Here is a 26,653-nt window from a genome sequence, read left to right as displayed (position 1 = left end):
GCGATCAGCTCCGGTTGCCAAGCCCCTGCCAATGCCGCGCCCCGACAAAGATGAAGCGCAGCTGCTGGGTGATCTTTTCCTGCGGCGTCAGCGCCTGTGGATAACCCGCATCGGGGCTGTCGATAAGCTCCGGCAGGGTAGCAAACACTGTCTTCACCACCAGGTCGGCCATCACCGCCAGCGCTGCGTTGTCCAGATGCTGCCAGCGCTTCATGCGTGCCAGGTCAGTGGCCAGGTCGTCGCTGATGTCCTGGCGCAGGCGCGCGATAGCCTGGCGCACGGCATGTGATCCGCCGTACTGCTCACGGGCCAGAAACAGGAACTGTGCACGGTGGGCGGCCACGACATCGAGAAAGATGCGCACCGATGCATCGGTAATGCCGCCCAGTTCGAATTCGTTTTGCCGTACCAGGCGGATGGTCTGGCGGAAGGTAGTGTCGATCTCGGCCACCAGGGCCAGGCCCAGGGCGTCCATGTCGGTAAAGTGTCGGTAGAAACCGGTGGGCACGATGCCGGCTGTCTTCGCCACTTCACGCAGGCTGATACTGCCGAAACCACGGCCACTCTCCATCAGCAGGCAGGCGGCATCGAGCAGGGCCTGGCGGGTCTGTAGTTTCTGTTCGGCGCGCGGCAGCATGTTGCGGGCTTCTATGACGGTAAGGCTGGGCACTCTAGATAAAAAAACAAAGCCCGGTCAATGGACCGGGCCTGGAGGGGAGCAAGCGTTGTGACAGAGGTTGTTCTTTTCGGCCATGGCGATCAGCTCACACGGCTGATTTCAACCAGGCGATCCGAGCCACCTTCGGCAACGCGGCCAGTGCGTTCGATCAGGCGATCCGAGCCACCTTCGGCAACGCGGCCAGTGCGCTCGATCAGGCGATCCGAGCCACCTTCGGCAACGCGACCAGTACGTTCGATCAGGCGATCCGAGCCACCTTCGGCAACGCGGCCAGTGCGTTCGATCAGGCGATCCGAGCCACCTTCGGCAACGCGGCCAGTGCGCTCGATCAGGCGATCCGAGCCACCTTCGGCAACGCGACCAGTACGTTCGATCAGGCGATCCGAGCCACCTTCGGCAACGCGGCCAGTGCGTTCGATCAGGCGATCCGAGCCACCTTCGGCAACGCGGCCAGTGCGTTCGATCAGGCGATCCGAGCCACCTTCGGCAACGCGGCCAGTGCGCTCGATCAGGCGATCTGAACCACCTTCGGCAACGGTTTTCAGCGGCTGGGCGATTTCGACAGCGCTGGAGTGTGATTCGGCGGTCAGGTGTTGCTCGCTGGCTGGCAGGGCAAAGGCATTGGCAGCCAGAAGGGACAGGGTCAGGCTCAGAAGATGGCGTTTCATGATTCGGTGCTCCTCTCGGGGGCTGGAAAGTGGGTACGAAGCCAATGCTACGCCGGGTAACGCCAGAGAGAAGTTCATACGGGTAATGGTAACAATCGACCGTATTGATAGAGGTTCGCAACGCGTCTAGGTAGCGCTTTTCAGCTGAAGGGGCGGCAGCCCGCTGTGCGGTACTCGGGTAACACGCGCGGCCTGGCGCGATCCATTGCCGAGCAAAAGGCCCGGAAAAACTTCGCTATCATGGCGCCACCGATAAAACCCCACGGGTTTTCATCAGTCCGAACTAGTGAATGCCATCGCAGCGCCTGTTTTGTGTCATATCGCAAGGAGAATCACGCAATGACGCGTCCCGCCAGAATCCTCGTCTGGACCCTCGCCACCCTCCTGACCCTCTTGGCGATCCTGGTGGTGGTCATCGCCACCTTTGACTGGAACCGCGTCAAACCGCTGCTGAACGAGAAGGTCTCCGAAGCCTTGTACCGGCCCTTCGCCATCAATGGCAACCTCGCCGTGCATTGGCGTACCGAGCCTGAAGAAGGTGGTTGGCGGGCCTGGGTGCCGTGGCCGCACTTCATTGCCGAAGACCTGACCCTGGGCAACCCCGAATGGCTCAAGGAGCCGAAGATGGTCGGTCTGGAGCGTGTCGAGTTCCGCCTGGCACCGTTGCCGTTGCTGTTCCAGCAGATCAGCATCCCGCGCATCGACCTGACCAGGCCCACCGCCAGCCTTACCCGCCTGGCCGATGGCCGGGCCAACTGGACCTTCGACTTTGGCCCCAAGGATGAAAACGCAGAACCCTCCAAGTGGCAGCTGGATATCGGTGCCATCGGGTTCGACCAAGGCAATGTCAGCTTCGACGACCAGACCCTGAAAACCAGCATGAAGGTGCAGATCGACCCGCTGGGCAAGCCGATCCCGTTCAGCGACATTGTCGGCAAGGCCAGCGCCGACAAAGCCGGCGGTGCGCAGGATTACGCCTTCGGCCTCAAGGCCCAGGGCCGTTACAAAGGCCAGCCGGTTGCCGGTACCGGCAAGATCGGCGGCCTGCTGGCCCTGCAGGACGCCAGCCAGCCGTTCCCGCTGCAGGCCGACGTGCGCATTGCCGACACCCATGTGGTGCTCGCCGGTACCCTGACCGACCCACGCAACCTCGGGGCTCTCGACCTGCGCCTGCGCCTGTCCGGTGCCAGCCTGGGCAACCTCTACCCGTTGACCGGGGTGACGTTGCCCGACACCCCGGCTTATTCCACCGACGGCCACCTGAACGCAAACCTGCATGCGCCGCAAGGGGCGACGTTCAATTACCAGGGCTTCAACGGCAAGATCGGCGACAGCGACATTCACGGTGATCTGGCCTTCGTCGCCAGCCAGCCACGGCCAAAGCTGTCGGGCAACCTGGTGTCCAACCAGTTGCTGTTCAAGGACCTGGCGCCGCTGATCGGCGCCGACTCCAACGCCGAGCAGAAGGCCCGCGGCGGTGCCAGCAAGCAGCCGAGCGGCAAGGTGCTGCCGGTGGAAGAGTTCCGCACCGAGCGCTGGCGCGCCATGGACGCCGACGTCACTTTTGCCGGTAAACGCATCGTACACAGCGCACAACTGCCGTTCACCGATCTGTCGGCCCATGTGATCCTGGACGACGGCCTGCTGCGCCTGGAGCCGCTGCGCTTCGGGGTGGCTGGCGGCAATCTGGCGGCCAAGGTGCGCCTGGATGGCCGCAACGTGCCGCTGCAAGGCCGCGCCCGGCTGACGGCACGTGGCTTCAAGCTCAAGCAACTGTTCCCTACCTTCGCGCCGATGCAAACCAGCTTTGGCGAGCTCAACGGTGATGCCGACATCAGCGGCCGGGGCAATTCGGTGGCGGCCCTGCTGGGCACCGCGAACGGGGATCTGCGCATGCTGATCAACGATGGCGCCATCAGCCGCAGCCTGATGGAGATCGCCGGGTTGAACGTGGGTAACTATGTGGTCGGCAAGCTGTTTGGCGACGAGGACGTGAAAATCAACTGCGCGGCCGCCGATGTGGGTATCAAGGACGGTCTTGCGAGTACGCGGCTGTTTATCTTCGATACCGAGAACGCGATCATCTACATCAACGGCACGGCCAATTTCGCCAGTGAGCAGCTGGACCTGAAAGTCACGCCGGAATCGAAAGGGTTGAGGCTGTTCTCGCTGCGTTCGCCGCTGTATGTACGCGGGCCGTTCGCCAAGCCGAGTGCCGGGGTGCAGGCAGTGCCGCTGGCGTTGCGTGGGGCGGGGATGGTGGCCTTGGGTGTGGTGGCCGGGCCGGCGGCAGGGTTGCTGGCGCTGATTGCACCTAGCAGCGGCGATGATCCCAACCAGTGCACACCGTTGTTGCAGCAGATGAAAGCCGGGAAAGCACCGGCGGCGGTGAAGGGGCGGAAATAGCAGAGGGCCGCTTTGCGGCCCATTCGCAGGCAAGCCAGCGCCCACAGGTATTGCGAAAGCCTGGGCTTTGCGCGGTACTTGTGGGCGCTGGCTTGCCTGCGAATGGGCTGCAAAGCAGCCCCTTGCGATTACAGCCCTTGCAGCAGGTCGGACATGTCGTCCGCGTGCTCTTCTTCCTGCGCCAGGATGTCCTCGAAGATACGCCGCGTAGTCGGGTCCTTATCCCCAATGTACTGAATGATCTCGCGGTAGCTGTCGATGGCAATCCGCTCCGCTACCAGATCCTCCAGCACCATCTCCTTCAACGAATTGCCCGCCACATACTGGGCGTGGGAATTCTTGGTCAGGTTGTCCGGGTTGAAATCCGGCTCGCCCCCCAATTGCACGATCCGCTCGGCAAGTTTGTCAGCGTGCTCGGCTTCCTGATTGGCATGCTCCAGGAACTCGCTGGCAGCCACGCTGGCCTTGATACCGCTGGCCATGAAGTAGTGCCGCTTGTAGCGTAAGACGCACACCAGCTCGGTGGCCAGCGACTCGTTGAGCAGGCGCAGGATCTCCTGGCGGTCAGCGTGGTAACCCTCGGTCACCGCGCCTTGCTCGACATGCTGGCGGGCACGTTCACGCAGGGTTTTAACATCGGTCAGTTCAGTCGCATTCATGTTCATCTCCGAAAGCATCAGGGTGGTCATGGGCATGTTCTGAAAGACTTACGCGCCGGGGACGGCTTCGCTGTCTTCTTCGCGTTGTTTGCAGGTCTTGAAGCCCTTGGCATCGACATGACCGGTGGCGTCAAAGCGCACGTAGTAGGGCTGCTGCTTGCCGTCGCGGTTGAGGATGTAGTCGTTGCAGGTACCCCCGTGCGGCAGGTCGATCACGTTCGACGGGCTGCCGCCGATGGCGATCACCTTCTGCATGGTCATGCCATGCTCCACCTGCTTGACCAGCGGTTCATCACGGTAGGTGACGTAGTCCACCGGGTTTTCCGGGCGGCTGCCGCAGGCGGCCAGGGTGGCGCTTGCCAGAAGGATTGCCAGGGTCTGCTTGTACATGGTCCCGCTCCTTGCAAAGGGTCTGTGTGGTTTGGAACCGCAACGCGCGCCGGGAGTTCGATTGCGATGGTCATGATCGGCGCTGTAGTGTTGGCCGGTCGTCCACGGAAAGGGGCAGGGCAATGCAGCAGGAATTGGCCACGCGATACCCGCTGGTGCTGGTGCCGGGCATGCTCGGGTTTGTCCGGGCGGTGCTTTACCCCTACTGGTTCGGCATCGTGCCAGCGCTGCGCAAAGGTGGGGCGCAGGTGTTTGCGGTGCAGGTTTCACCGCTGCATTGCAGTGAAGTGCGCGGTGAGCAGTTGTTGATGATCATCGAAGACATCTGCCAGCGCACAGGTGCCGACAAGGTCAACCTCATCGGCCACAGCCAGGGTGCCCTGGACGCGCGTTATGCGGCGGCCAAGCGGCCTGCTCGGGTGGCCTCGGTCACCTCGGTGGCGGGGCCCAACCATGGCTCCGAGCTGGCGGATCACCTTGAACGCACGGCACCGGGCGATTCACCCCAAGGGCGGATCCTCAAGGCCGTGTTGCATGGTCTTGCCGTACTGCTGGTGTGGCTGGAGACCGGTTGGCGCCGGGACCCGCTGCCGGTGGATGTGCATGCCTCGCACCAGTCGCTGACCAGCGCCGGGGTAGCACTGTTCAACCAGGCTTATCCACAGGGGCTGCCGCAGGCCTGGGGCGGGGAGGGGGCCTACGAGGTGAATGGCGTGCGCTATTACTCCTGGTCGGGCACCTTGCAGCCTGGCCTGACCGACCAGGGCCGCAACCGTTTTGACGGCAGCAACCGCTTCTGTCGCCTGTTCGCCCGCAGTTTCGTCAAGGAAAAAGGCCAGTGCGACGGCATGGTCGGGCGCTTCAGCTCGCACCTGGGGCAGGTGATCGGCGACGATTACCCGCTCGACCACCTGGACATCGTCAACCAGTCACTGGGCGCAGTGGGCAAAGGCGCCGAGCCAGTGCGGCTGTTTACCGAACATGCGGCTCGGCTCAAGGCTGCGGGGCTCTAGCGGCGAATCGGCGTGGTCCAGCGCTCGGCCAGCACCACCCCTGCCAGTGTCATCAGGCCGCCGGCCAGGTGGTAGCTGGCCAGTTGCTCGTCGAGTACCACTGCAGCGATCAGTGCAGTGACCAGCGGCAGCAGGTTGAAGAACAGCGTGGTGCGGCTTGGCCCCAGGCGGTGCACGGCCTGCATCCACAGCAGTGGCGCGATCATCGACGCCAGCACACAGGCGTACAGCACCAGACTGACGTTGCGGCTGTTCAGCCCGGTTTTGTCCGACAGCAGAAACAGCGGCAACAGCACGATGATCGCCACCAGCACTTGCAGGTACAGCAGCTGCAGCGGCGGTAGGCGCAGCTGCCATTTCTTCAGCAGGAAGCTGTATAACGCGTAGGCCAGGGTGGCCACCAGCATCAGCAGGTCGCCGCTGTTCAGGCCTTGATCAAGCAGGCTGGCCGGGTGGCCGGCGCTGACCACTTCGAGCACGCCGACAAACGACACCACTGCGCCCAGCAATGCACCGTAGCTCAGGCGTTGACCCAGCCAGGCGATGGACAGAGCCAGCGACATCAGCGGCATCAGCGAGAGGATGATGCCCATGTTGGTGGCGCTGGTGATGCTGGCGGCGAAGTAGGCCAGGCTCTGGTACATCGCCATGCCCAGTACGCCGAGGAGGCCTACCTTGGCCAGGTGCGGGCGGATGGCCGCGCGGTTGCGCCACACAGCGGGCAGCAGGAATGGGGTGAACAGCAGGCCGGCCAACATCCAGCGATAGAAGCCGATCTCGGCAGGGTGGATGGCCCCGGCGGACATCTTGGTGACCACGGTGTTGCCGGCCCAGATAAGGATGGCGGTGAGGGGGAAGAGGTATTTCATTGAGCGGGTTACTCGTCTCGGCCTGATTGGGGCTGCAGAGCAGGCCCTCGATAGGCCTGTATTATCGATTGTCTGTCTAAAAGCCTATACTCTTAACCGGACAACCCACCCTGCTAAACTGACATGCAGCGCAAATACCTCGATATCCCCCAGTTCGCCCAGCTCCCGGCCCCGGTGTACTTCCGCCACGACGAGTTCGGCGCCGACACCCACAGCGCCCTGCACCAGCACGCCTGGGGCCAGCTCAACTACACCGCCCATGGCGTGATGCACCTGGAGGTCGCCGGCCAGCGCTTTCTATCACCGCCGCACTACGCCGTGTGGGTCCCCCCCGATACTGTGCATGGCTGCTACAACCCCCAGGCCATCGTCTACCGCTCGGTCTACCTGGACCGCCGCCTGTGTGCAGCTCTGCCGCAGCAGCCATGCAGCCTGATGATCAGTGACATCCTCAAGGCCATCCTGGCCGACTTCGCTCGCCGCGACCTGCAGGTAGCCGCAGACGAGCGCGACCAACGCCTGGCTCAAGTACTGCTGGACCAGCTGTTGCTGGCGCCCACCCAGGCTTGCTACCTGCCATTTGCCCAGAGCGATGGCCTGCGCCAGGTGCTCGACGCGCTCAGCGCCGAGCCGGGTGACAACCGTCCGCTGGCCGACTGGGCGGCCCGCGTGCATGTCAGCGAGCGCACCCTGGCCCGGCAGTTCCTGCGCGAGTTGGGCATCAGCTTTGGCGAGTGGCGCTTGCGCCTGCGTTTTCTGCGCGCCATCGAAGCGCTGGAGGCAGGCCTGCCGATTCAGGCGATTGCCTTCGACCTTGGCTACAGCAGCGCTTCGGCGTTCATCGCCATGTTCCAGCGCCAGGCCCGGTGCACCCCCGAGCAGTACCGCCGGCAGGCGCGGGCAGGGCGCTGACAATTCTTGGCTACACTCAGCTCGACCCCCGTGCATCGGGCGCGGAGCCAAGGAGACCACTCCATGAGATTGCTGCACATTCCATTGCTGGCGCTGGCGGTGTTGTTCAGCGCCCAAGGCTTCGCCGCCAATACTGCACAGCAGGAAAAGATGAAAACCTGTAATGCCGACGCCACCGCCAAGGAACTCAAAGGTGACGAGCGCAAAGCCTTCATGAGCACCTGCCTGAAGAAGAGCGTGCCGCAGACCCAGCAAGACAAAATGAAAACCTGCAACGCCGACGCCACCACCAAGGCGCTCAAGGGCGACGAGCGCAAGGCATACATGAGTGACTGCCTGAAGAAGAAATGACCTGCGCCTATGCCTGCAGCCTCAAGGCTGGCAGACTGCGGGTCTTTCCCGTTGTCTGCCGTTGAGGCTGTATGACCTTCACCCCCCGCCAGGTCACCCTGGCCAGCTGGATCATCGTGTTTGCCGGCCTGCTGCTGGCGTTGCCCCTGAAATTGCTGCCGAGCCTGCTGGCTGGCCTGTTGGTGTTCGAGCTGGTCAACATGCTCACCCCGCGGCTGCAGCCGCTGATCGCCGGGCAACGCGCGCGTTGGCTGGCGGTGGCATTGCTGGGCACGCTGGTGGTGTTGACCCTGTCGCTGCTGATTGCCGGTGCTTTCAGCTTTTTGCTGCACGAAGCGGAAAACCCAGGGGCTTCGCTGGACAAGTTCATGGCCCTGGTGGAGCGTGCCCGCGGGCAGTTGCCGCCGTTCATCGAGGGTTACCTGCCGGCCAGCGCGGCGGAGTTCAAGGTGGCCATCGGCGACTGGCTCAAGAGCCACCTGAGCGACCTGCAGCTGGTGGGCAAGGGCATGGCGCACATGTTCGTCACCCTGCTGATCGGCATGATCCTCGGGGCCATAGTCGCCCTGCAGCGCATACCCGATATCTCCCGGCGCAAGCCCCTGGCGGCAGCGCTGTTCGAGCGCCTCGCCCTGCTGGTGCGGGCGTTTCGCAACATCGTCTTCGCGCAGATCAAGATCTCGCTGCTCAATACCGCGTTCACCGGTATTTTCCTGGCCGTGGTATTGCCGCTGTTCGGCGTGCACCTGCCGCTGACCAAGACGCTGATCGTGCTGACCTTCCTGCTGGGGCTGCTGCCGGTGATCGGCAACCTGATGTCCAATACCCTGATCACCATCGTCGGTCTGTCGCTGTCGATCTGGGTCGCGGCGGCGGCACTGGGTTACCTGATCGTCATCCACAAGGTCGAGTACTTCCTCAACGCGCGGATCGTCGGCGGGCAGATCAGTGCCAAGGCCTGGGAGCTGTTGCTGGCGATGCTGGTGTTCGAGGCGGCGTTCGGGCTGCCGGGGGTGGTGGCAGGGCCGGTCTACTATGCCTACCTGAAAAGCGAGTTGCGGCGGGCCGAGCTGGTCTGATTAGTTGTTGAGCTGTGCTGGCCTCTTCGCGGGTAAACCCGCTCCCACAGGTAATGCACAAATCTTGAAATCTGTGCGATCCCTGTGGGAGCGGGTTTACCCGCGAAGAGGCCAGAACAGGCTAATCGCCGTAACGCTTGCGCGCCTCGATGGCCAGCCCGCTACCGATGCTGCCAAAGATATTGCCTTCCACATGTCGCGCATTCGGCAACATCGCTGCCACGCTGTTGCGCAGTGCCGGAATGCCGCTGGAGCCACCGGTGAAGAACACCGTGTCGACCTGGGCTTCGCTGACGCCGGCCTTGGCCAGCAGTTCGCTCACGCTACCGCGCACGCGTTCCAGCAGGCTTTCGATGGCCTCTTCGAACAGCACACGGGTCAGTTCCGCCTTCAACTCAGGCTCGACACGGCGCAGGTCGATGATGCGGCTGTCATGCTCGGTCAGCTCGATCTTGCTGGCTTCCACTTCCATCGCCAGCCAGTGCCCCGCACGCTGCTCGATCAGCTTGAACAGTCGGTCGATGCCGAAGCTGTCCTCGATGTCGTAGCGCATGCTGCCCAGCGCCAGCTGCGACTTCTGCGAGTACAGGGCGTTGATGGTGTGCCAGGTGGCCAGGTTGAGGTGGTAGCTGGTAGGCATCAGCGCGCCGCTCTTCATGCGGCTGCCGTAGCCGAACAACGGCATGACGCCCTGCAGGCTCAGTTGCTTGTCGAAGTCGGTACCGCCAATGTGCACGCCGCCGGTGGCGAGGATATCGTCCTGACGTTCGGCTACCAGATGGCGCTCGGGCGACAGGCGGATCAGGGTGAAGTCGGAGGTACCACCGCCGATGTCGACGATCAGCACCAGCTCTTCGCGGCTGATGCTCGACTCATAGTCGAAGGCCGCGGCAATCGGCTCGTACTGGAACGACACGTCCTTGAAGCCGATCTTGCGGGCTACGTCGGCCAGGGTGTCTTCGGCCTCCTGGTCGGCGGCGGTGTCTTCGTCGACGAAGAACACCGGGCGCCCCAGCACCACCTGGTCGAATTCGCGACCTGCGGCGGCTTCGGCGCGCTTTTTCAGCTCGCCGATAAACATGCCCAGCAGGTCCTTGAACGGCAACGCGCTGCCCAGCACGCTGGTGTCGTGCTTGATCAGCTTGGAGCCCAGCAGGCTTTTCAGCGAGCGCATCAGGCGGCCTTCGTAGCCCTCCAGGTACTCGTGCAGCGCCAGGCGGCCATACACCGGGCGACGCTCTTCGATGTTGAAGAACACCACCGAGGGCAAGGTGATCTTGCCGTCTTCCAGAGCAATCAGCGACTCCACGCCAGGGCGGTGCCAGCCGACCGTGGAGTTTGAGGTGCCAAAGTCGATGCCCAGGGCGCGGGCCGGGGATACGTCAGACATGGGAAATAAGCTTCCGGAGGCAAAACGGCCGCGCAGTTTATGCCACTTGGCTACAGAATCAAGACCAGTCGTCTGCCATGGCGCAACCCCAAGGCGGTCTTGAAAGGCTATGCTTGACCCCAATCTACAGTTGCATCTTCTGTTGCAACACGCACATTCACATTGGTGATCCACAGATGGACTTCAAAGACTATTACAAGATACTCGGCGTAGAGCCCACGGCGGACGACAAGGCGATCAAGGCCGCGTACCGCAAGCTGGCGCGCAAGTATCACCCCGATGTCAGCAAGGAGCGCGACGCCGAGGACAAGTTCAAGGAGGCCAACGAGGCCTACGAAGTGCTCGGTGACGCGCAGAAACGTGCCGAGTTCGACGAAATTCGCAAATATGGCGGCCAGCATGGCCGGCCGTTCCAGGCACCACCTGGCTGGGAAAACCGCGGCGGTGCCGGCGCAGGTGGCTTCGAGGGCGGTGATTTTTCCGACTTCTTCAGCTCGATTTTTGGCGCACGCGGCGGCAGCCCGTTCGGCGGTGGCGGCGGTGGCCGGCAACAACAACGCAGTGCCGGCAGACGAGGGCAGGATGTGGAGCTTGAACTGGCGGTGTTCCTCGAGGAAACCCTGAGCAAGGAATCCAAGCAGATCAGCTTCCAGGTGCCGCAAACCAATGCCATGGGCCAGCGCACCGGTTTTACCACCAAGACCCTGAACGTGAAGATTCCGGCTGGGGTAACCGACGGCGAACGCATCCGCCTGAAAGGCCAGGGCGCGCCGGGCAGTGGTGGCGGCGCCAATGGCGATCTGTTCCTGACCATCCGCATGGCACCGCACCCGCTGTTCGATGTCGAAGGTCATGACCTGATCATCACCGTGCCACTGGCACCGTGGGAGGCTGCCCTGGGGACCAAGGTCGCGGTGCCGACCCTGACCGGCAGGATCAACCTGACCATTCGCCCCGACAGCCAGAGCGGCCAGCGCCTGCGCGTGCCGGGCATGGGCCTGGCGAACAAGAACGGCGAGCGCGGCAACCTTTATGCGCAGCTGAAAGTGGTCATGCCGCCTGCCTCCGACGAGGCTGCCCGCGAACTGTGGAGCAAGCTTTCCGAGAAGGCTGCGTTCGACCCGAGGACACAATGGAGTAAGTGATCATGAGCAGCACCCTGATCGTTCAACTGGACATGCGTACCCTGTGTCAGGAAGCCGATGTCACGGCTGACTACGTGATCGAAATCGTCGAGCACGGCATTGTCGAGCCTTCCGGGCGAACGCCGGATGACTGGCTGTTTGACGATCAGGCGCCGCTGGTGGCAAAGCGCGCAGTGAAGCTGCATCAGGAGCTGGAGCTGGAGTGGGAAGGGGTGGCGCTGGCGCTGGAGCTGCTGCAGGAAGTGCAGCAGTTGCGCAGTGAGAACAGCATGCTGAAGCAACGGTTGGGCAGGTTTACCCAGCTGTAACGGTTGCAGGCCTGGCCTCTTCGCGGGTAAACCCGCTCCCACAGGTGCAGCACAGGTTTCGGGAAATGTGCGGTCCCTGTGGGAGCGGGTTTACCCGCGAAGAGGCCAGGCCTGCAAGCATCAAACTCAGCTCGGTTCAGCCCCCGGGTTCAACACCAACTGCATGAAGATCAAATCCAGCCACCGGCCAAACTTCACCCCCACCTGTGGCATCTGCCCGGTCACCACAAATCCCAGCCGCTCATGCAGGCGCATCGAGCCCGCATTGCCGCTTTCGATGGCCGCCACCATCACATGCTTGCCGCAGCTGCGCGCCCGTTCTATCAGCGCCGCCATCAACAGCGGGCCCAGCCCTTTGCCACGCTGGTCATCACGGACATACACCGAGTGCTCCACGGTCTGGCGAAAACCTTCGAATGGCCGCCAGTCGCCAAACGACGCATAACCCAGCACGCCGCTGTCATCTACCGCCACCAGGATCGGATAGCCCTGCTGCGCCCGCGCCTCGAACCAGGCCTGACGGTTGGCCAGGTCCACCGGGGTCTCGTTCCAGATCGCCGTGGTATGGCGTACGGCATCGTTGTAGATCTCGAGGATGCCCGGCAGGTCGGCGGGCAGGGCATCGCGGATTCGGTCACTCATCACAGCATCTCGCAGGGTCGTTGTGTGCAGATTAAATGGTTACCAGCCCACGCACACCTTCGGCCTGCATGTTTTCACCGCGGCCGCGCTGCACGATCTCGCCCCGGGCCATGACCAGGTACTGGTCGGCCAGCGCTTCGGCAAAGTCGTAGAACTGCTCCACCAGCAGGATAGCCATGTCGCCGCGTTCGGCCAGGCGGCGGATGACCGCACCGATTTCCTTGATCACCGAGGGCTGGATGCCTTCGGTGGGCTCGTCGAGGATCAGCAGGCGCGGGCGACTGGCCAGGGCGCGGCCGATGGCCAGTTGTTGCTGCTGGCCGCCAGACAGGTCGCCGCCACGGCGCTGCTTCATCTGCTCCAGCACCGGGAACAGTTCGTAGATGAAGGCTGGCACCTCCCGCGCTTCACGTGCAGAAAAACGCGACAGGCCCATCAGCAGGTTTTCTTCCACCGTCAGCCGCGGGAATATCTCGCGGCCCTGTGGCACATAAGCGATACCGGCATGAACTCGTTGCTGAGGTTTGAGCGTGGTGATCGGCTGGCCTTCCCATTCGATGCTGCCGTCGCGGGTGGGCACCAGGCCCATCAGGCAGCGCAGCAGGGTGGTCTTGCCGACGCCGTTGCGGCCGAGCAGGCAGGTGACTTCACCGACCTTGGCTTCGAAGGACAGGCCGCGCAGGATGTGGCTGCCGCCGTAGTACTGGTGCAGGGTGTCGATCTTGAGCATGTCGGTGTTCCTGAAAGGTTTGCTGTGCCTGTGCCGGCCCTATCGCTGGCAAGCCAGCTCCTACAGGTAAAGCACAAGCTCCGAGGCCTGTGGGGGTTCTGTGGGAGCTGGCTTGCCGGCGATAGAGCCGGCACAGCTTTGAAGATCTAGCGGCCCAGATACACCTCGACCACCCGCTCATCCGCCTGCACCTGCTCCAGCGAGCCCTCGGCCAGCACACTGCCCTGGTGCAACACGGTCACATGGTCGGCAATGCTGCCGACAAAGCCCATGTCATGTTCCACTACCATCAGCGAATGCTTGCCAGCCAGGCCCTTGAACAGCTCGGCGGTAAATTCGGTTTCGGCGTCGGTCATGCCGGCCACCGGTTCGTCCAGCAACAGCAATTGCGGCTCCTGCACCAGCAGCATGCCGATCTCCAGAAACTGCTTTTGCCCATGCGACAACAGGCCTGCCTGGCGCTGGGCCAAGGGCAGCAGGCGCAGGGTGGTCAGCACTTCGTCGATGCGCTGGCGCTGTTCAGCGCTCAAACGGGCCGCCAGGCTCGCCCACACCGATTTATTGGCCTTCAGCGCCAGCTCCAGGTTCTCGAACAGCGTCAGTGCTTCGAATACCGTCGGCTTCTGGAACTTGCGGCCAATGCCGGCCTGCGCGATCTGATACTCGCTCATGCCGGTCAGGTCGAGTGTGTCGCCGAAGTAGGCCGTGCCACTGTCGGGGCGGGTCTTGCCGGTGATCACGTCCATCATCGTGGTCTTGCCGGCGCCATTGGGGCCGATGATGCAGCGCAGTTCACCCACGCCGATGTACAGGTTGAGCGCGTTGAGCGCCTTGAACCCATCGAAGCTGACGCTGATGTCTTCCAGGCTCAGCACCGTGCCGTGACGGGTGTCGAGGCCGGCCTTGCGGCGCTGGCCCAGGCCTATCGCCTCACGGCCGCTGCCGAGGTTGTCGAACACCGGCTCGAGCATGAATTCGGGGTGTACCGGGGGCACGCCTCTCATGGCTGGTTCCTTTTCTTCAACAGGCCGACTACGCCCTTGGGCAGGTACAGGGTAACGAGGATGAACAGCGCGCCGAGGAAGAACAGCCAGAACTCCGGGAAGGCCACGGTGAACCAGCTCTTCATGCCATTGACCAGCCCCGCACCCAGCAGGGGGCCGATCAACGTGCCGCGCCCGCCAAGGGCGACCCACACGGCGGCTTCGATGGAGTTGGTCGGTGACATCTCGCTGGGGTTGATGATGCCCACCTGCGGCACGTACAACGCGCCGGCCAGGCCGCACAGCACGGCGCTGAGTACCCACACCAGCAGCTTGAAGCCACGCGGGTCGTAGCCGCAGAACATCAGGCGGTTTTCGCCATCGCGCACGGCGGTAAGCAGGCGGCCGAACTTGCTGCGGGTCAGGCACCAGCACAGGTACAGGCTGGCCAGCAGCAGGCCGACGGTGAGCAGGAACAGCGCCGCGCGGGTGCCTTGCGCAGCAATCTCGAAGCCAAGGATGGTACGAAAGCTGGTGAAGCCGTTGTTGCCGCCAAAGCCAGTCTCGTTGCGGAAGAACAGCAGCATGCCGGCGAAGGTCAGGGCCTGGGTCATGATCGAGAAGTACACGCCCTTGATGCGTGAGCGGAAGGCGAACCAGCCGAACACCAGCGCCAGCAGCCCGGGTGCAAGGACCACCAGGCACAGCGCCCAGGCGAAGTGCTGGGTGCCGGCCCAGTACCACGGCAGCTCGGTCCACGACAGAAAGGTCATGAACCCCGGCAGGCTGTCGCCGGCGGCCTGGCGCATCAGGTACATGCCCATGGCGTAGCCACCCAGGGCGAAGAACAGCCCGTGCCCCAGCGACAACAGCCCGGCGTAACCCCAGACCAGGTCCAGGGCCAGGGCGACGATGGCATAGCAGAGGATCTTGCCGACCAGGGTCAGGGTGTAGGCCGATACCTGCAGGGCATGCTCGGCCGGCAGCAGCGACAGCAGCGGCAGGGCCAGCAACAGCAGGACGACGACAGTGCCGATGGCCAGCGACAGCCGTGGCCCGGCCTTTTGCGTAGCGGTGACAAGCAGTGGCTGGTTCATCAGTCGATTACCCGTCCCTTGAGGGCGAACAAGCCTTGCGGGCGTTTCTGGATGAACAGAATGATCAGCGCAAGGATGAGGATCTTGCCGAGCACGGCACCGATCTGCGGCTCCAGCAGTTTATTGGCGATGCCAAGGCCGAAGGCCGCCCACAGGCTGCCGGCCAGTTGCCCGACACCGCCAAGCACCACCACCAGGAACGAATCGATGATGTAGCTCTGGCCCAGGTCCGGGCCGACGTTGCCGACCTGGCTCAAGGCCACGCCGCCGAGCCCGGCGATGCCCGAGCCCAGGCCAAAGGCGAGCATGTCGACGCGCCCGGTGGACACGCCGCAGCAGGCGGCCATGTTGCGGTTCTGGGTGACCGCCCGCACGTTCAGGCCCAGCCGCGTGCGGTTGAGCAACAGCCAGGTGAGCAGTACCACGGCCAGGGCGAAGCCGATGATGACCAGTCGGTTGTACGGCAGCACCAGGTTGGGTAGCAGCTGGATGCCCCCCGACAGCCACGCCGGGTTGCTGACTTCGACGTTCTGCGCGCCGAACAGCAGGCGGATGGCCTGAATCAGGATCAGGCTGATGCCCCAGGTTGCCAGCAGGGTTTCCAGCGGCCGGCCGTACAGGTGGCGAATGACCGTGCGCTCCAGCAGCATGCCTACCCCGGCACTGACGGCGAAGGCCACCGGCAGGGCAATCAGCGGATAGAACTCGATGGCCCCTGGGGCATGGCGCTGCAGTAGCACCTGGACCATGTAGGTGCTGTAGGCGCCAAGCATCAGCATTTCGCCGTGGGCCATGTTGATCACCCCGAGCAGGCCGAAGGTGATCGCCAGGCCCAGTGCAGCCAGCAGCAGGATCGAGCCCAGTGACAGGCCGCTGAACGCCTGGCCGAGCAGCTCGCCGACCAGCAGCTTGCGCTTGACCTGGGCCAGGCTGGTTTCGGCGGCGGTGCGCACGCCCGGGTCGCGTTCGGCATCGGCTTGCAGCAAGGCTTCGAGGCGGGTGCGGGCCAGCGGGTCGCCGGTTTCACCCAGCAGGCGCACGGCGGCCAGGCGTACCGCAGGTTCGCTGGCGCCCAGTTGCAGGTTGGCCAGGGCCAGGCCCAGGGCCGCGTGCACGGCAGTGTCCGGCTCGGCAGCGAAGCGCCGGTCGAGAAAGGCCATTTGTGCCGGCTGTGCGCTCTTTTGCAGTTGCTGCGCGGCGGCCAGGCGCGTGTCGCTGTTGTCGCTGAGCAGTTGATGGCTGGCCAGGGCGTTGTCGATAAGGCCGCGCAGGCGGTTGTTCAGGCGCAGCTTGCGGGTGTCGTCAGTGGCAATTCGGCCTTGGCGCAGGTTTTCCAGCAGTGGCAGGCGCGCGGCATCGGGTTGTGCCGCCCAGCCTTCGAGCAGGCGGGCTTGCTCGGCGGGCTTGGCGGCGAGAAAGAATTCACCCTCGCTGGCGTGGGTGGCCAGGGGGATCAGCAAGAGCAGGGTGAGCAGCAGTCTGAGCATGCGGGTAATCCTGGAAATCGATGTTGGCCTCATCGCCGGCAAGCCAGCTCCCACAGGTCCTTCACAGGCCTTGAGCGAGGTGCTGTCCTTGTGGGAGCTGGCTTGCCGGCGAATGGGCTGCAAAGCAGCCCCAGTGCACTCAATTACCTTTCACTGCATAGTCCGGCCGCTTGTCATTACCCGGGATGAACGGGCTCCACGGCTGCGCCCGCAGCGGCTGCTCGGTTTCCCAGACCACGCTGAACTGCCCGTCATCCTGGATCTCGCCGATCATTACCGGCTTGTGCAGGTGGTGGTTGCTCTTGTCCATGGTCAGGGTGAAGCCCGAGGGTGCCTTGAAGCTCTGCCCGGCCAGCGCTTCGCGCACCTTGTCGACGTCGGTGGACTTGGCTTTCTCGACCGCCTGGGCCCACATGTGGATGCCCACGTAGGTGGCTTCCATCGGGTCGTTGGTCACCGCCTTGTCGGCGCCGGGCAGGCCTTTGGCCTTGGCGTAGGCTTTCCAGTCGGCGACGAACTGCTGGTTGACCGGGTTATCCACCGACTCGAAGTAGTTCCACGCCGCGAGGTGGCCCACCAGTGGCTTGGTGTCGATGCCGCGCAGCTCTTCTTCACCTACCGAGAACGCCACCACCGGCACCTCGGTGGCCTTCAGGCCCTGGTTGGCCAGTTCCTTGTAGAACGGCACGTTGGAGTCGCCGTTGACTGTGGAGATGACGGCGGTCTTGCCGCCAGCGGAGAACTTCTTGATGTTGGCGACGATGGTCTGGTAATCGCTGTGGCCGAACGGGGTGTAGACCTCTTCGATGTCCTTGTCGGCCACACCCTTGCTGTGCAGGAAGGCGCGCAGGATCTTGTTGGTGGTGCGCGGGTAGACGTAGTCGGTGCCCAGCAGGTAGAAGCGCCTGGCGCTGCCGCCGTCTTCGCTCATCAGGTAGTCCACGGCGGGGATGGCTTGCTGGTTGGGCGCGGCGCCGGTGTAGAACACGTTCGGCGACATCTCTTCACCCTCGTACTGCACCGGGTAGAACAGCAGGCCGTTGAGCTCTTCGAACACCGGCAGTACCGATTTGCGCGATACCGAGGTCCAGCAGCCGAACACCACTGCGACCTTGTCCTGGGTCAGCAGCTGGCGGCTTTTTTCGGCAAACAGCGGCCAGTTGGACGCGGGGTCGACCACCACCGGCTCAAGCAGCTTGCCGTTCACACCGCCCTTGGCGTTGATCTGCTCGATGGTCATCAGCGCCATGTCCTTGAGCGAGGTCTCGGAAATCGCCATGGTCCCCGACAGCGAATGCAGGATGCCGACCTTGATGGTCTCGGCGGCCTGAATACTCCAGCTCAGGCCCATGGCGGCAATGGATGCGCTGAGGGTAAAGGCCTTGATCAGACTGCGACGCTTCATGTGCTCTCTCCGCTGGTTTTTATAGGTTGGCCAAGCGGGGAGGGGCTTTGCAAGGGGTGTGCCTAACGGCGGAAGGTGCGTAATAGAGGGGGCGTGCGGGGCGTTGGGGCGTTATGCCGGGCCATATTGGTGCCTGGTGAGTTTGTGTGCACAGCGTTGGAGCTTTGCTGCTCGCAACACTAGCAGCAGGCTGTACCTAGCATGTTTGCCAGTAGGCGCAAGGGCATGGCATCCCTATCGTGTGCTGACCCGAATCCACTTCTGGAGATGCAGGCAATGAAGAATGCAGGATGCAGGAAGGCAAAGACCGCTGTGTGGGTGACATCACTGCTATTGCTCTTGGCCGGGTGCGCGCAGGATGCAGAATCGATAATGGGAAAAAGCCCGCTCGGGGCAACGGTCGCACAGGAATTGGGCGGCTACCGCTTCCACAACACCAATTCGCAACGCAATGTCCAAGGCTATGCGATCGAGAGCGGCAACCTTGCAGAGCCTCTCAAGGGCAGGATCGACGGTTCGTTGGTGGTGGTCACGGACAAGGATGGGGCGATAACGGCGATCATTGACCGGCCTGGGCGGCGTGGCGCGCTTTTTGTCGACAAAACTGGATCGCGGCGTTTTGTTGAAGAACCTGCTTACGATTATCTGAAAGCGGATACGTTGAAGGAGCGCGCAGGGCCTGCGCAGGTGCCGGGCGCTGACAAACCTGACAACGATGGCCAGATCGATGCCCTGATGCTGTTTTCGACGAAGGCCTTGGCGGTGCTGAATGCCGATCCTGTGGCATTCGCACTGGCACAACTGGAGACGTCCAACCTCGGGCTACGAAACTCACAGGTGGGAGGGGTTTCTTTGCGCCTTGCAGGTGTCCGCGTGACCGAAACTGACCTTCCTGTCGACGGGACTGGCCTGGTGAAAGTCAGGGACATGCTGACACCGCTGCGTCCGGTCTATAAGCACGATATCAATGTGGGATACTTCGACAATTCACCCTATGGCGGCATGGCTTATGTACCCGGCTCAGACAGCGTCAATAGCATTCATCATCCGTTAGCCTTTCGGCATGAGGTCGGCCATAACGTGGGCGGTAACCACTGCAATGAAACCGGTGCGGACAATTATCGCTTTGGCTACCAGACCTCCGGTGGCGCTCACACCATGCTGTGCGGCAACAACATACCGTACTACTCAAATCCTCAAGTTACTTATGGAGGCAGGCCTCTGGGAAATGCAAGGACCGCCGACATGGCCAGGCTCTGGCGTGAGGAGGCGGGACGGATGAGCGGATACAGCCCCGCGTTCGAAGGCACCCGACTTATCTATGTTTCTACCCAGCCAGAGTCAAGTGCAATCGTGGCTTTCATACCTGGGCGGTCCAGAATCGGAGTGGTGGCACTTTCCAGTGAAGTCGGCCCGACTTCATTGACCTATGGCGGCCCAGGCGTGACGACCTTGACCGCCAAATTGACGGGGAAAGATGGGGTAGCTCGATCTGTCAATCTGAGGGCTATGCGGCAGAATTCGGGCTGCCCGCGGACGACTATGAACAGCACACTTGTATGCCACCCCGATTTTGATGGTGGTCCGGTGCAGCTGATCATCGGTTACAGTGCACTGGATAATCCCGAGCTACCACCGGGTTGGTACAACGGTACGGTGACCCTTGAGGCACGCAATGACAGCGATCCGAACTGGAGAGCACCCATCCTCGTGAGCCTGGCAGTGCTTCGCTGACTGAGGTAGAACAAGGGCCTTGCTTGATCAAGGCCCCGGCCAGGTCATCGGTGCCCGGAGGTGCTCGATGAATGGCGTACGGCCGTGCGCGGCTGGCGCTTGCTGCGCACGAACTGATAGGTCACCGCCAGCAGCACGAACCAGATCGGTGTCACCAGCAAGGCCGAGCGGGTATCTGCCTCCAGGCTCAGCAGCACCAGGATGAAGGCAAAGAACACCAGGCACACGTAGCACATGAAACGCCCGCCCGGCATTTTGTACTTCGATGCCTGATGCAGTGCCGCACGGTTTTGACGGTACTTCAGGTACGACAGCAGGATCAGCGTCCAGACGAACATGAACAGTACCGCCGAAACGGTGGTGACCAGGGTGAAAGCCTCGACCACGTTCGGCACCAGGTAGATCAGCACCGCACCCAGCAGCAGGCAGGTGCAGGAGAAATACAGGCCGTTGGCGGGTACCGAGCGGCTCGACAGTTTCTCGAACGCCTTGGGCGCATCACCCTCCTGACTCAGGCCGTAGAGCATGCGGCTGGTAGAGAACACGCCGCTGTTGGCCGACGAGGCCGCCGAGGTCAGCACCACGAAGTTGATGATGCTGGCCGCTGCAGGCAGGCCGGCGAGCACGAACAACTCGACGAACGGGCTCTTGCCCGGCACCACATCGCGCCATGGCGTAACCGCCATGATCGCGATCAGCGCCAGCACGTAGAACACGATGATCCGGATCGGGATCGAGTTGATCGCCCGCGGCAGGGTGCGCTCCGGGTTCTTTGCTTCGGCGGCGGTGGTACCCACCAGCTCGATGCCGACGAAGGCGAACACGGCGATCTGGAAACCGGCGAAGAAGCCCATCAGGCCATTGGGGAACATGCCGCCGTCATTCCACAGGTTGGCCAGCTGCGCGGTGCTGCCGCTGGGCGAGGTGAAGCCGGTGATGACCATGTACAGGCCGGTAGCGACCAGGCCGAGGATGGCGACGATCTTGACCAGGGCGAACCAGAACTCCATTTCACCGAACATCTTCACGGTGACAAGGTTCAGCGACAGCAGCAGCCCCACGCAGGTCAGCGCCGGTATCCACTGCGGCAGGTCGGGGAACCAGAACTGCGTGTAGGCGGCGATGGCGACCACGTCGGCGATACCGGTGACCACCCAGCAGAACCAGTAGGTCCAGCCGGTAAAGTAGCCGGCCCAAGGGCCGAGCAGGTCGGCGGAGAAGTCGATGAACGACTTGTAGTTGAGGTTGGACAGCAGCAGTTCACCCATGGCGCGCATGACGAAGAACAGCATGAAGCCGATGATCATGTAGACGAAGATGATCGACGGCCCGGCCAGACTGATGGTCTTGCCCGAGCCCATGAACAGCCCGGTACCAATTGCACCGCCGATGGCGATCAGCTGGATGTGGCGGTTGGTCAGGTTGCGCTGCAGATGCTGTTCATCTGGCGCGGTCGGTGAGGTTTGCGTCATACGCTGCATTCCCTTGTAGAGGTCAGTCTTCTTGTCAGAGGTAGCCGGGTAGGCTAACACGCGCGTTCCAGTTCGGGGCGCGACAGATCGACTCTACATTTGGGTACCAGTGTTCTGTCTGTGCCGGCCTCTTCGCGGGTGAACCCGCTCCCACAGGATCATCACAGGTTTTCAGGCCTGTGATGTCCCTGTGGGAGCGGGTTCACCCGCGAAAGGGCCGGTACAGGCAGTACAATAATCAGACGCTGGCCAGCAACCGGCGGCGCCTCACCACCAGGCTATCTACCACCCACATCACCACCATCGACACGCCCACCAGCGGGAACATCACGCCGAGCAGCAGCATCACCCCCACCGCCCCCTTCCAGCGCGGCAAGTCATGACGCAAAGGCGGTACGCCCAGGCCGCCTTCCGGCCTGCGCTTCCACCACATCACCAGCCCGCTCACCGAACCCAGCAGGATCATCAGGCACACCAGCAGGATGATGATCTGGTTGAATGCCCCGAACATCTTGCCTTCATGCAGCATCACCCCCAGCTCGGTGGCGCGGGCGACCGGGCTGTAGTCCTGCCAGCGCACGTCGGCCAGCACCTCGCCGGTGTACTGGTCCACATGCAGGGTGGCGTCGTTGCGTGGGTCGTCGGCGAACACGGCGATGGTGAACACCCCGTCTGCCGTGGTCGGCAGGGTGATGCTGTAGCCCGGCTCGACCTGGCGCGAGGTGGCAATGTCCTCGACCTGCTGCACGCTGACCTGGGGCGCTGCGGGCATGTCCGACATCATGTGGTGGCCAGCGTGCTCGGCGTGCGCACCGGACTGTGGCATCGGTGTGTTTTCCATTGCCCAGGGTACGGTCTGGCGGTGCGCGCTGTTCAGTTCGCGCGCCTGCTGGTCCGACTTGGGTACGTCGTTCCACATGGCCGCCGGAAAGCGGTTCCACAAGTCGGCGTACTGCTTGCCCCACATGCCGGTCCAGGTCATGCCGCTGACCAGCATCAGCAACAACAGAGCCGACCCCCAGAAACCGGTTACCGCGTGCAGGTCACGCCACAGCAAGCGCCCGCGGGCGGAAAACCGCGGCCACAACACACCGGCGCTGCTGCGTCCGCGCGGCCACCAGAGGTAAAGGCCCGATACCACCAGCACGATGCCCCAGCCCGCTGCCAGCTCTACCAGGCGGTCACCGACCGTCCCGACCATCAATTCGCCATGCAGGGCGCGGGCGATGGCCTGCAGGTTCTGCTTGCCGTCCTGCTCGCCGAGGATCTTGCCGTTGTAAGGATCGACAAATACGTTCAGTTCGCGCCCGCCGTCGTGCACCACGAATTGCGCACTGCGCTCGGCGTTCAGCGGCGGCAGGTACTGGCCGACGTGGCCCTTGGGATAGGCCTGGCGTACTTCGGCCAGCATCAGGTCGGCGCCCTGTCGGTGGTGGCCGGCTTCGACCACCATCAGGTCGCGGTACAGCAGCGGGTCGAGCTGCGGCTTGAACAGGTAGATGATCCCGGTAATTGCCAGCAGGATCATGAACGGGGCCACGAACAGCCCCGCATAAAAGTGCCAACGCCAGGCCAGGTTGTAGAAAGAGATACGTGTTCCTCTCATGGGAACCTCCTGTTTGACCAGCTGATGGGCGCAACCGAAGTGGCGCCCGTTGTGTTGTCAGAAGCTGAAATCGACCTTGGTCCACAAGGTCCTGCCTGGCTCGTTGACCGGCTGTGGATCGCTGGCCGGGTAGCCGAACCCGGCGTTCCCTGCCAGGTTCAAGTGCTCGGCGTAGGTTTTGCCGAACAGGTTGTCGACCCCTGCGCTGAGCTTGAGGTTGTTGTTCACCTTGTAGGCACCGTTGAACGAGAACACACCAAAGCCGGCGCTTTTCTCGTAGTCCTTGCCGACCACGTTGCCCTGGTTTTCGGCAATGCGGTTCTGCGCCGCCACCAGCCGCCACAGGGCGCCGACGCTCCACACATCGCGGCTGTAGGTCAGTCCAAGGCGGCTTTCCAGGGGCGGCATCTGCGGTAGCGCTTTGCCATCACTGCTGTTCTTGCCCCAAGCGTAGGCGAGCGTGGCGTCGGCTTTCCAGTTCTCAGCGAGCTGGTAGGCGGCGCCCAGTTCGCCGCCCATGATGCGGGCGTCGATGTTCTGCGCCTGGGAGGTGCTCATGCCCATCATGCCGGTGCGGTAGTCGAACAGGATGTAGTCGCGGATTTGCCCGACATAGCCCGAGGCCCAGGCTTCAAGGCGCTCTGTGCGGTACTGGATGCCGAAGTCGAGCTGGGTGGTTTTCTCCGGCTTGATGCCATCGAAGGCATTGGCCGCGCCAGCTGGCGCCAGCTTGGGCGAAAACAGCTCCCAGTAGTCGGGGAAGCGCTGGGCGTGGCCGAGGCCGATGTAGGTGGTAGCCGGGATGGCAGCCAGGTCGTGCTCGTAGCGGATGAAAGCACTGGGCAGGGTGTCGGCGCGGGTGTCGCCTTCGGTGGCGCTGCCCTGGCGGAAATCGCGGGCCGAGGCGCGGTCCAGGCGGGCGCCGGTGATCAGTCGGTCTTCGGCGCTGGCGTACCAGGTCAGCTCGCCGAAGGCACCGTAGTTATGAAAGTCGGCGTCCTTGGTCCAGGCCTGGCCCTTGTGCGCGTCGACCCCCATGCCGCCTCGCTGGCGGTGCTCATTGGTCTGCGCGTCGATGCCGCTGATCAGTTGCACGTCTGCCCAGCGCCAGGTGGCCTTGATGCGCGCGCCCAGGGTGCGGCGGTCGACGTTGCTGACCATCGGCATGCCCATCATGCCGCTGCCCGACGGCGTGCGCAGGCTGTAGTTGTCCATCACGTGGTCGGCGTAGTTGTAGTAGACCTGCGCTTCGACCTTGTCGAGGACCTCGCCGAGGTTGGATTTTTCAAAGCGCAGGCCCAGGCTCTCGCGCTTGAACTGCGAACCGTCCATGCCGCGCCCGGCGTAGCGGGCCTCGCCATCACCCTTGCCGGCAGTCAGCTCCAGCAAGGTGTCCTGGTCAGGTGTCCAGCCGAGGGCGACATCGCCGTTCCACTTGTCCCAGCGGGAGGGCACGGTGTCGTTGTTGCCGTCGTGGTAGTCGTCCGAGCGTGACTGGTTGCCGACGAAGCGCGCGTAGGCCTGGCTGTTGCCGGCAGCCGCATCCAGCACCTTGTCGAAGCGGCCGTTGGAGCCGGCCAGCAGGCTGGCGTTGACCCGGCTGCCGAGGGTGCCGAACTTCTCTGGTTCGCGCTCGAAAAGGATCGTGCCTGCCGAGCCGCCCGGGCCCCAGATCACGCTTTGCGGGCCTTTGATCACGGTGAGGCGGTCGTAGGTTTCCGGCGAAATGTAGGACGTGGGCGCGTCCATGCGATTGGGGCAAGCGCCCAGCATCAGGCCGCCATTGGTGAGGATGTTCAAACGCGAGCCGAACATGCCGCGCAGTACCGGGTCGCCGTTGGTGCCACCGGCGCGGATCGCCGAGAAGCCGGGGATGGTCTTCAGGTAGTCGGCGCCGTCACTGGCCGGCACGGGCTGGCGCGGGTCTTTAGGGTTGGTGATCACGGTCAGCGGCGAGCTGGGGGCCACGGCGGTAATCACCGTCGGGCTCAGCTCGGGTGTATCGTGCGCATGGCCTTCATGGCCAGGGTCGGCGGCCAGGGCCACGGGCGCGAGCAGCGAGCCGCACACGGCGGCAATGGTCCCTCGCAGGGACAGGGCAAAAACAGGGGTGCAGCCAGACATAGTGATTCCAGTCGATCAGTCATGAGTCAGCGCGAAGCCTCCTGGCTCCGTGCGCAAAAAAAAGGATTCAGACGTTGATCGAGGCAGGCGGGGCGCGGCTGCGCGCACCGGGGAATACCGCCTGCCGGGCATGGCCCTGGTGCGTTGGCGCAAGCAGGTGAGTGGTGGGGGCGATGCTGTCGGCACTAAGCGGGCTGAGGGCCTGGGGCAGGGCGGGGCAGTTGAACAACAGGCTGCAGTAACCGCACTTTTCCCACATGACATGCAGCTGGCCATCGCCGCTGTGGCCGTGATGAGCGCCCTCGCCATGCTGATGCGCAGCCGGCATCGGCATGTCCATTGGCATGCTCATGCCGGCGTGGTGGTCCATCGGCATTGACTGGGAAATCAGCGGGCCGATGAAGATCATCCACATGGCGAACAGGCTCAGCCATCCGCCACCGGCGCGCCTGCGGTCAGGGCGGGTGGTACGGCGGCAGCTGTTGCGCGGCAAGCTCATGGCGAGCGCCTTTGAGCAGTGGTCAGTGCGCGTGTTCGTGGCCTTGCGGCTGGTCCGTCGGCGCCTGCTTCTGTACGGCTACCTGGACAGTGATGTCGCCTGCCTTTTCGAAGTGCAGGGTCAACGGGAAGCGCTTGCCGTCGCTGAGAAGGCTGCGGTCCTTGGGCTGCATCAGCATCACATGGTAGGCGCTGGGGGCGAAGGTCAGGTCCTTGCCGGCGGGCACCACCACGTTGGGTACCTGCTGCATCTTCATGGCACCGGCGGCGCTCATGACATGCTCGTGCAGTTGCGCATCATCGCTGATGGGGCTGTCGACGCTGAGCAGGCGGTCGTCGGCGCTGCCGTTGTTGTGCACCACGAAATAGGCGGCGACATTGGGTGCGTTGGGTGGCAACTGCAGCGACCAGGGATGGGCGATGTGCAGATCGCCCACGGTGTATTCGTGGGCATTGGCAAAGGCGCCGGGCAGCAGCAGGGCGGCCATGACGAGGGCGTGCTTGAGCATGGTGAATCTCCGTTCTGTTCAGGTTCAGGCAGTCAGCGTGATGAACTCAGGCCAGCGGAGAGGCACGGGGGTTGAGCGCAGGCCAGAGCTGGCGCGGCGTGGGTTGGTACTTGGCGGGTGGCTGCAGCAGCCCTGCCAGCAGTGTCGGCGGGTTGTGCAACTGCGGCGGGTAACCAGGCAGGGCCAGCAGCGGTGCGGCGCCGGAACAGCACCAGCAGTTCATCATGCTGGCGCTGTCGTCGCTTTGCGGGCCAAGGTCGATCTTGGCCAGGGCCTGCACATCGACTTTGGCCTTGCTGCCCATGCTGGAACAGAAAGCCCCCCACAGCAGCTGCTCGGCCGGGCCCTTGGGCACGGCTGAGGCCAGCGGCATGGCCAGCAAGTTGAACAGCACTGCAAGGCAGGCTATCCAGGCAATGTGCCGACGTGGGGGCATGGAGAGATCCGGTCAGGAATCGTGGTGGGTATTGTAAGGCGGAGTATAGGTAAAAATGGCG

At 63.3% G+C, this 26,653-nt stretch carries 26 protein-coding genes; 8 read left to right on the top strand and 18 right to left on the bottom strand.

What is annotated here, in order from left to right; translation table 11 throughout:
- Positions 1–4: 4 nt before the first annotated feature.
- The gene (locus AC5O5I_RS25225) at positions 5–637 is read right to left on the bottom strand and encodes a TetR family transcriptional regulator (protein WP_172226789.1); all 633 of its coding nucleotides are present in this window, start codon (positions 635–637) and stop codon (positions 5–7) included.
- A 122-nt stretch (positions 638–759) separates the two neighbouring features.
- Positions 760–1,347, bottom strand: coding sequence for a phage infection protein (locus tag AC5O5I_RS25220; RefSeq protein ID WP_494511745.1), 588 nt, complete (start codon positions 1,345–1,347; stop codon positions 760–762).
- A 339-nt stretch (positions 1,348–1,686) separates the two neighbouring features.
- Between AC5O5I_RS25220 and AC5O5I_RS25215 the strand changes: the two genes are divergently transcribed.
- Positions 1,687–3,753: an AsmA family protein gene (locus AC5O5I_RS25215; RefSeq protein WP_494511744.1), complete on the top strand. Its 2,067-nt coding sequence runs from the start codon at positions 1,687–1,689 to the stop codon at positions 3,751–3,753.
- A 128-nt stretch (positions 3,754–3,881) separates the two neighbouring features.
- On the opposite strand, the gene AC5O5I_RS25210 is transcribed toward AC5O5I_RS25215, so the two are convergent.
- A complete protein-coding gene (locus tag AC5O5I_RS25210) occupies positions 3,882–4,412 on the bottom strand; it encodes a ferritin-like domain-containing protein (RefSeq protein ID WP_172233136.1) in 531 nt (176 codons plus the stop codon).
- Positions 4,413–4,460: 48 nt separating this feature from the next.
- The gene (gene osmE, locus AC5O5I_RS25205) at positions 4,461–4,802 is read right to left on the bottom strand and encodes an osmotically-inducible lipoprotein OsmE (RefSeq protein WP_172233139.1); all 342 of its coding nucleotides are present in this window, start codon (positions 4,800–4,802) and stop codon (positions 4,461–4,463) included.
- 122 nt (positions 4,803–4,924) lie between these two features.
- On the opposite strand from osmE, the gene AC5O5I_RS25200 reads away from it, so the two are divergent.
- Positions 4,925–5,815: an esterase/lipase family protein gene (locus tag AC5O5I_RS25200; RefSeq protein ID WP_172288689.1), complete on the top strand. Its 891-nt coding sequence runs from the start codon at positions 4,925–4,927 to the stop codon at positions 5,813–5,815.
- On the opposite strand, the gene AC5O5I_RS25195 is transcribed toward AC5O5I_RS25200, so the two are convergent.
- Positions 5,812–6,684 (bottom strand): DMT family transporter, encoded by an 873-nt coding sequence (locus tag AC5O5I_RS25195; RefSeq protein ID WP_494511743.1) that lies wholly within the window; start codon positions 6,682–6,684, stop codon positions 5,812–5,814. The genes AC5O5I_RS25200 and AC5O5I_RS25195 overlap by 4 nt on opposite strands.
- Before the next feature lie 123 nt (positions 6,685–6,807).
- Between AC5O5I_RS25195 and AC5O5I_RS25190 the strand changes: the two genes are divergently transcribed.
- The 3 genes from AC5O5I_RS25190 (at position 6,808) to AC5O5I_RS25180 (ending at position 9,026) form a co-directional block, all read left to right on the top strand.
- A complete protein-coding gene (locus tag AC5O5I_RS25190) occupies positions 6,808–7,596 on the top strand; it encodes an AraC family transcriptional regulator (protein WP_172228612.1) in 789 nt (262 codons plus the stop codon).
- A gap of 63 nt (positions 7,597–7,659) precedes the next feature.
- The gene (locus tag AC5O5I_RS25185; RefSeq protein WP_172288306.1) at positions 7,660–7,947 is read left to right on the top strand and encodes a PsiF family protein; all 288 of its coding nucleotides are present in this window, start codon (positions 7,660–7,662) and stop codon (positions 7,945–7,947) included.
- A 71-nt stretch (positions 7,948–8,018) separates the two neighbouring features.
- Positions 8,019–9,026: an AI-2E family transporter gene (locus AC5O5I_RS25180; RefSeq protein ID WP_172228608.1), complete on the top strand. Its 1,008-nt coding sequence runs from the start codon at positions 8,019–8,021 to the stop codon at positions 9,024–9,026.
- 121 nt (positions 9,027–9,147) lie between these two features.
- Here the strand turns inward: AC5O5I_RS25180 and AC5O5I_RS25175 are convergent, their stop codons facing one another.
- On the bottom strand, positions 9,148–10,416 hold the full coding sequence (locus AC5O5I_RS25175; RefSeq protein ID WP_494511742.1) for an Hsp70 family protein: 1,269 nt from the start codon (positions 10,414–10,416) through the stop codon (positions 9,148–9,150).
- A gap of 176 nt (positions 10,417–10,592) precedes the next feature.
- On the opposite strand from AC5O5I_RS25175, the gene cbpA reads away from it, so the two are divergent.
- Positions 10,593–11,561, top strand: a complete 969-nt coding sequence (cbpA, locus tag AC5O5I_RS25170; RefSeq protein WP_172228604.1) for a curved DNA-binding protein — start codon at positions 10,593–10,595, stop codon at positions 11,559–11,561.
- 2 nt (positions 11,562–11,563) lie between these two features.
- Positions 11,564–11,869: a chaperone modulator CbpM gene (locus tag AC5O5I_RS25165; protein ID WP_172228602.1), complete on the top strand. Its 306-nt coding sequence runs from the start codon at positions 11,564–11,566 to the stop codon at positions 11,867–11,869.
- A gap of 126 nt (positions 11,870–11,995) precedes the next feature.
- On the opposite strand, the gene AC5O5I_RS25160 is transcribed toward AC5O5I_RS25165, so the two are convergent.
- The 6 genes from AC5O5I_RS25160 to urtA all read right to left on the bottom strand — a co-directional run bounded on the left by AC5O5I_RS25160 (position 11,996) and on the right by urtA (position 18,213).
- Positions 11,996–12,511, bottom strand: a complete 516-nt coding sequence (locus AC5O5I_RS25160) for a GNAT family N-acetyltransferase (RefSeq protein ID WP_494511741.1) — start codon at positions 12,509–12,511, stop codon at positions 11,996–11,998.
- Positions 12,512–12,542: 31 nt separating this feature from the next.
- Entirely contained in the window at positions 12,543–13,241 is a 699-nt protein-coding gene (gene urtE, locus AC5O5I_RS25155; protein WP_172228598.1) for an urea ABC transporter ATP-binding subunit UrtE, read from the bottom strand.
- A gap of 146 nt (positions 13,242–13,387) precedes the next feature.
- On the bottom strand, positions 13,388–14,245 hold the full coding sequence (urtD, locus tag AC5O5I_RS25150) for an urea ABC transporter ATP-binding protein UrtD (protein WP_172228596.1): 858 nt from the start codon (positions 14,243–14,245) through the stop codon (positions 13,388–13,390).
- Positions 14,242–15,321, bottom strand: a complete 1,080-nt coding sequence (urtC, locus tag AC5O5I_RS25145) for an urea ABC transporter permease subunit UrtC (RefSeq protein ID WP_494511740.1) — start codon at positions 15,319–15,321, stop codon at positions 14,242–14,244. Before urtC ends, urtD begins: the two co-directional genes overlap by 4 nt.
- Positions 15,321–16,841, bottom strand: coding sequence for an urea ABC transporter permease subunit UrtB (gene urtB / locus AC5O5I_RS25140; RefSeq protein ID WP_372242988.1), 1,521 nt, complete (start codon positions 16,839–16,841; stop codon positions 15,321–15,323). The genes urtC and urtB overlap by 1 nt, the downstream gene beginning before the upstream one ends.
- 106 nt (positions 16,842–16,947) lie before the next feature.
- Positions 16,948–18,213 carry an urea ABC transporter substrate-binding protein gene (gene urtA / locus AC5O5I_RS25135; RefSeq protein WP_172227310.1) on the bottom strand — a complete coding sequence of 422 codons (1,266 nt, stop codon included), beginning with the start codon at positions 18,211–18,213 and terminating at the stop codon, positions 16,948–16,950.
- Positions 18,214–18,489: 276 nt separating this feature from the next.
- Here urtA and AC5O5I_RS25130 point away from each other — a divergent pair, with 276 nt between their 5' ends.
- Entirely contained in the window at positions 18,490–19,947 is a 1,458-nt protein-coding gene (locus AC5O5I_RS25130) for a hypothetical protein (protein WP_494511739.1), read from the top strand.
- A 44-nt stretch (positions 19,948–19,991) separates the two neighbouring features.
- Here the strand turns inward: AC5O5I_RS25130 and cycA are convergent, their stop codons facing one another.
- The 6 genes from cycA to AC5O5I_RS25100 form a co-directional block, all read right to left on the bottom strand.
- Complete coding sequence (cycA, locus tag AC5O5I_RS25125; protein WP_494511738.1) at positions 19,992–21,419, bottom strand: D-serine/D-alanine/glycine transporter; 1,428 nt, start codon at positions 21,417–21,419, stop codon at positions 19,992–19,994.
- Between the two features lie 238 nt (positions 21,420–21,657).
- Complete coding sequence (locus AC5O5I_RS25120) at positions 21,658–23,025, bottom strand: PepSY-associated TM helix domain-containing protein (protein WP_494511737.1); 1,368 nt, start codon at positions 23,023–23,025, stop codon at positions 21,658–21,660.
- Positions 23,026–23,082: 57 nt separating this feature from the next.
- Positions 23,083–25,149: a TonB-dependent copper receptor gene (locus AC5O5I_RS25115; protein ID WP_494511736.1), complete on the bottom strand. Its 2,067-nt coding sequence runs from the start codon at positions 25,147–25,149 to the stop codon at positions 23,083–23,085.
- A 67-nt stretch (positions 25,150–25,216) separates the two neighbouring features.
- On the bottom strand, positions 25,217–25,648 hold the full coding sequence (locus tag AC5O5I_RS25110) for a DUF2946 domain-containing protein (protein WP_172227302.1): 432 nt from the start codon (positions 25,646–25,648) through the stop codon (positions 25,217–25,219).
- A 22-nt stretch (positions 25,649–25,670) separates the two neighbouring features.
- Positions 25,671–26,156, bottom strand: a complete 486-nt coding sequence (locus AC5O5I_RS25105) for a copper chaperone PCu(A)C (protein WP_172227300.1) — start codon at positions 26,154–26,156, stop codon at positions 25,671–25,673.
- A gap of 46 nt (positions 26,157–26,202) precedes the next feature.
- On the bottom strand, positions 26,203–26,592 hold the full coding sequence (locus tag AC5O5I_RS25100) for a DUF2946 domain-containing protein (protein WP_172227298.1): 390 nt from the start codon (positions 26,590–26,592) through the stop codon (positions 26,203–26,205).
- Positions 26,593–26,653: the final 61 nt, after the last annotated feature.

It is taken from the genome of Pseudomonas sp. 9_2_1, assembly GCF_059295275.1.
The sequence above is the reverse complement of the archived record's forward strand: the minus strand, read 5'-3'. Positions and strand labels throughout refer to the sequence as shown.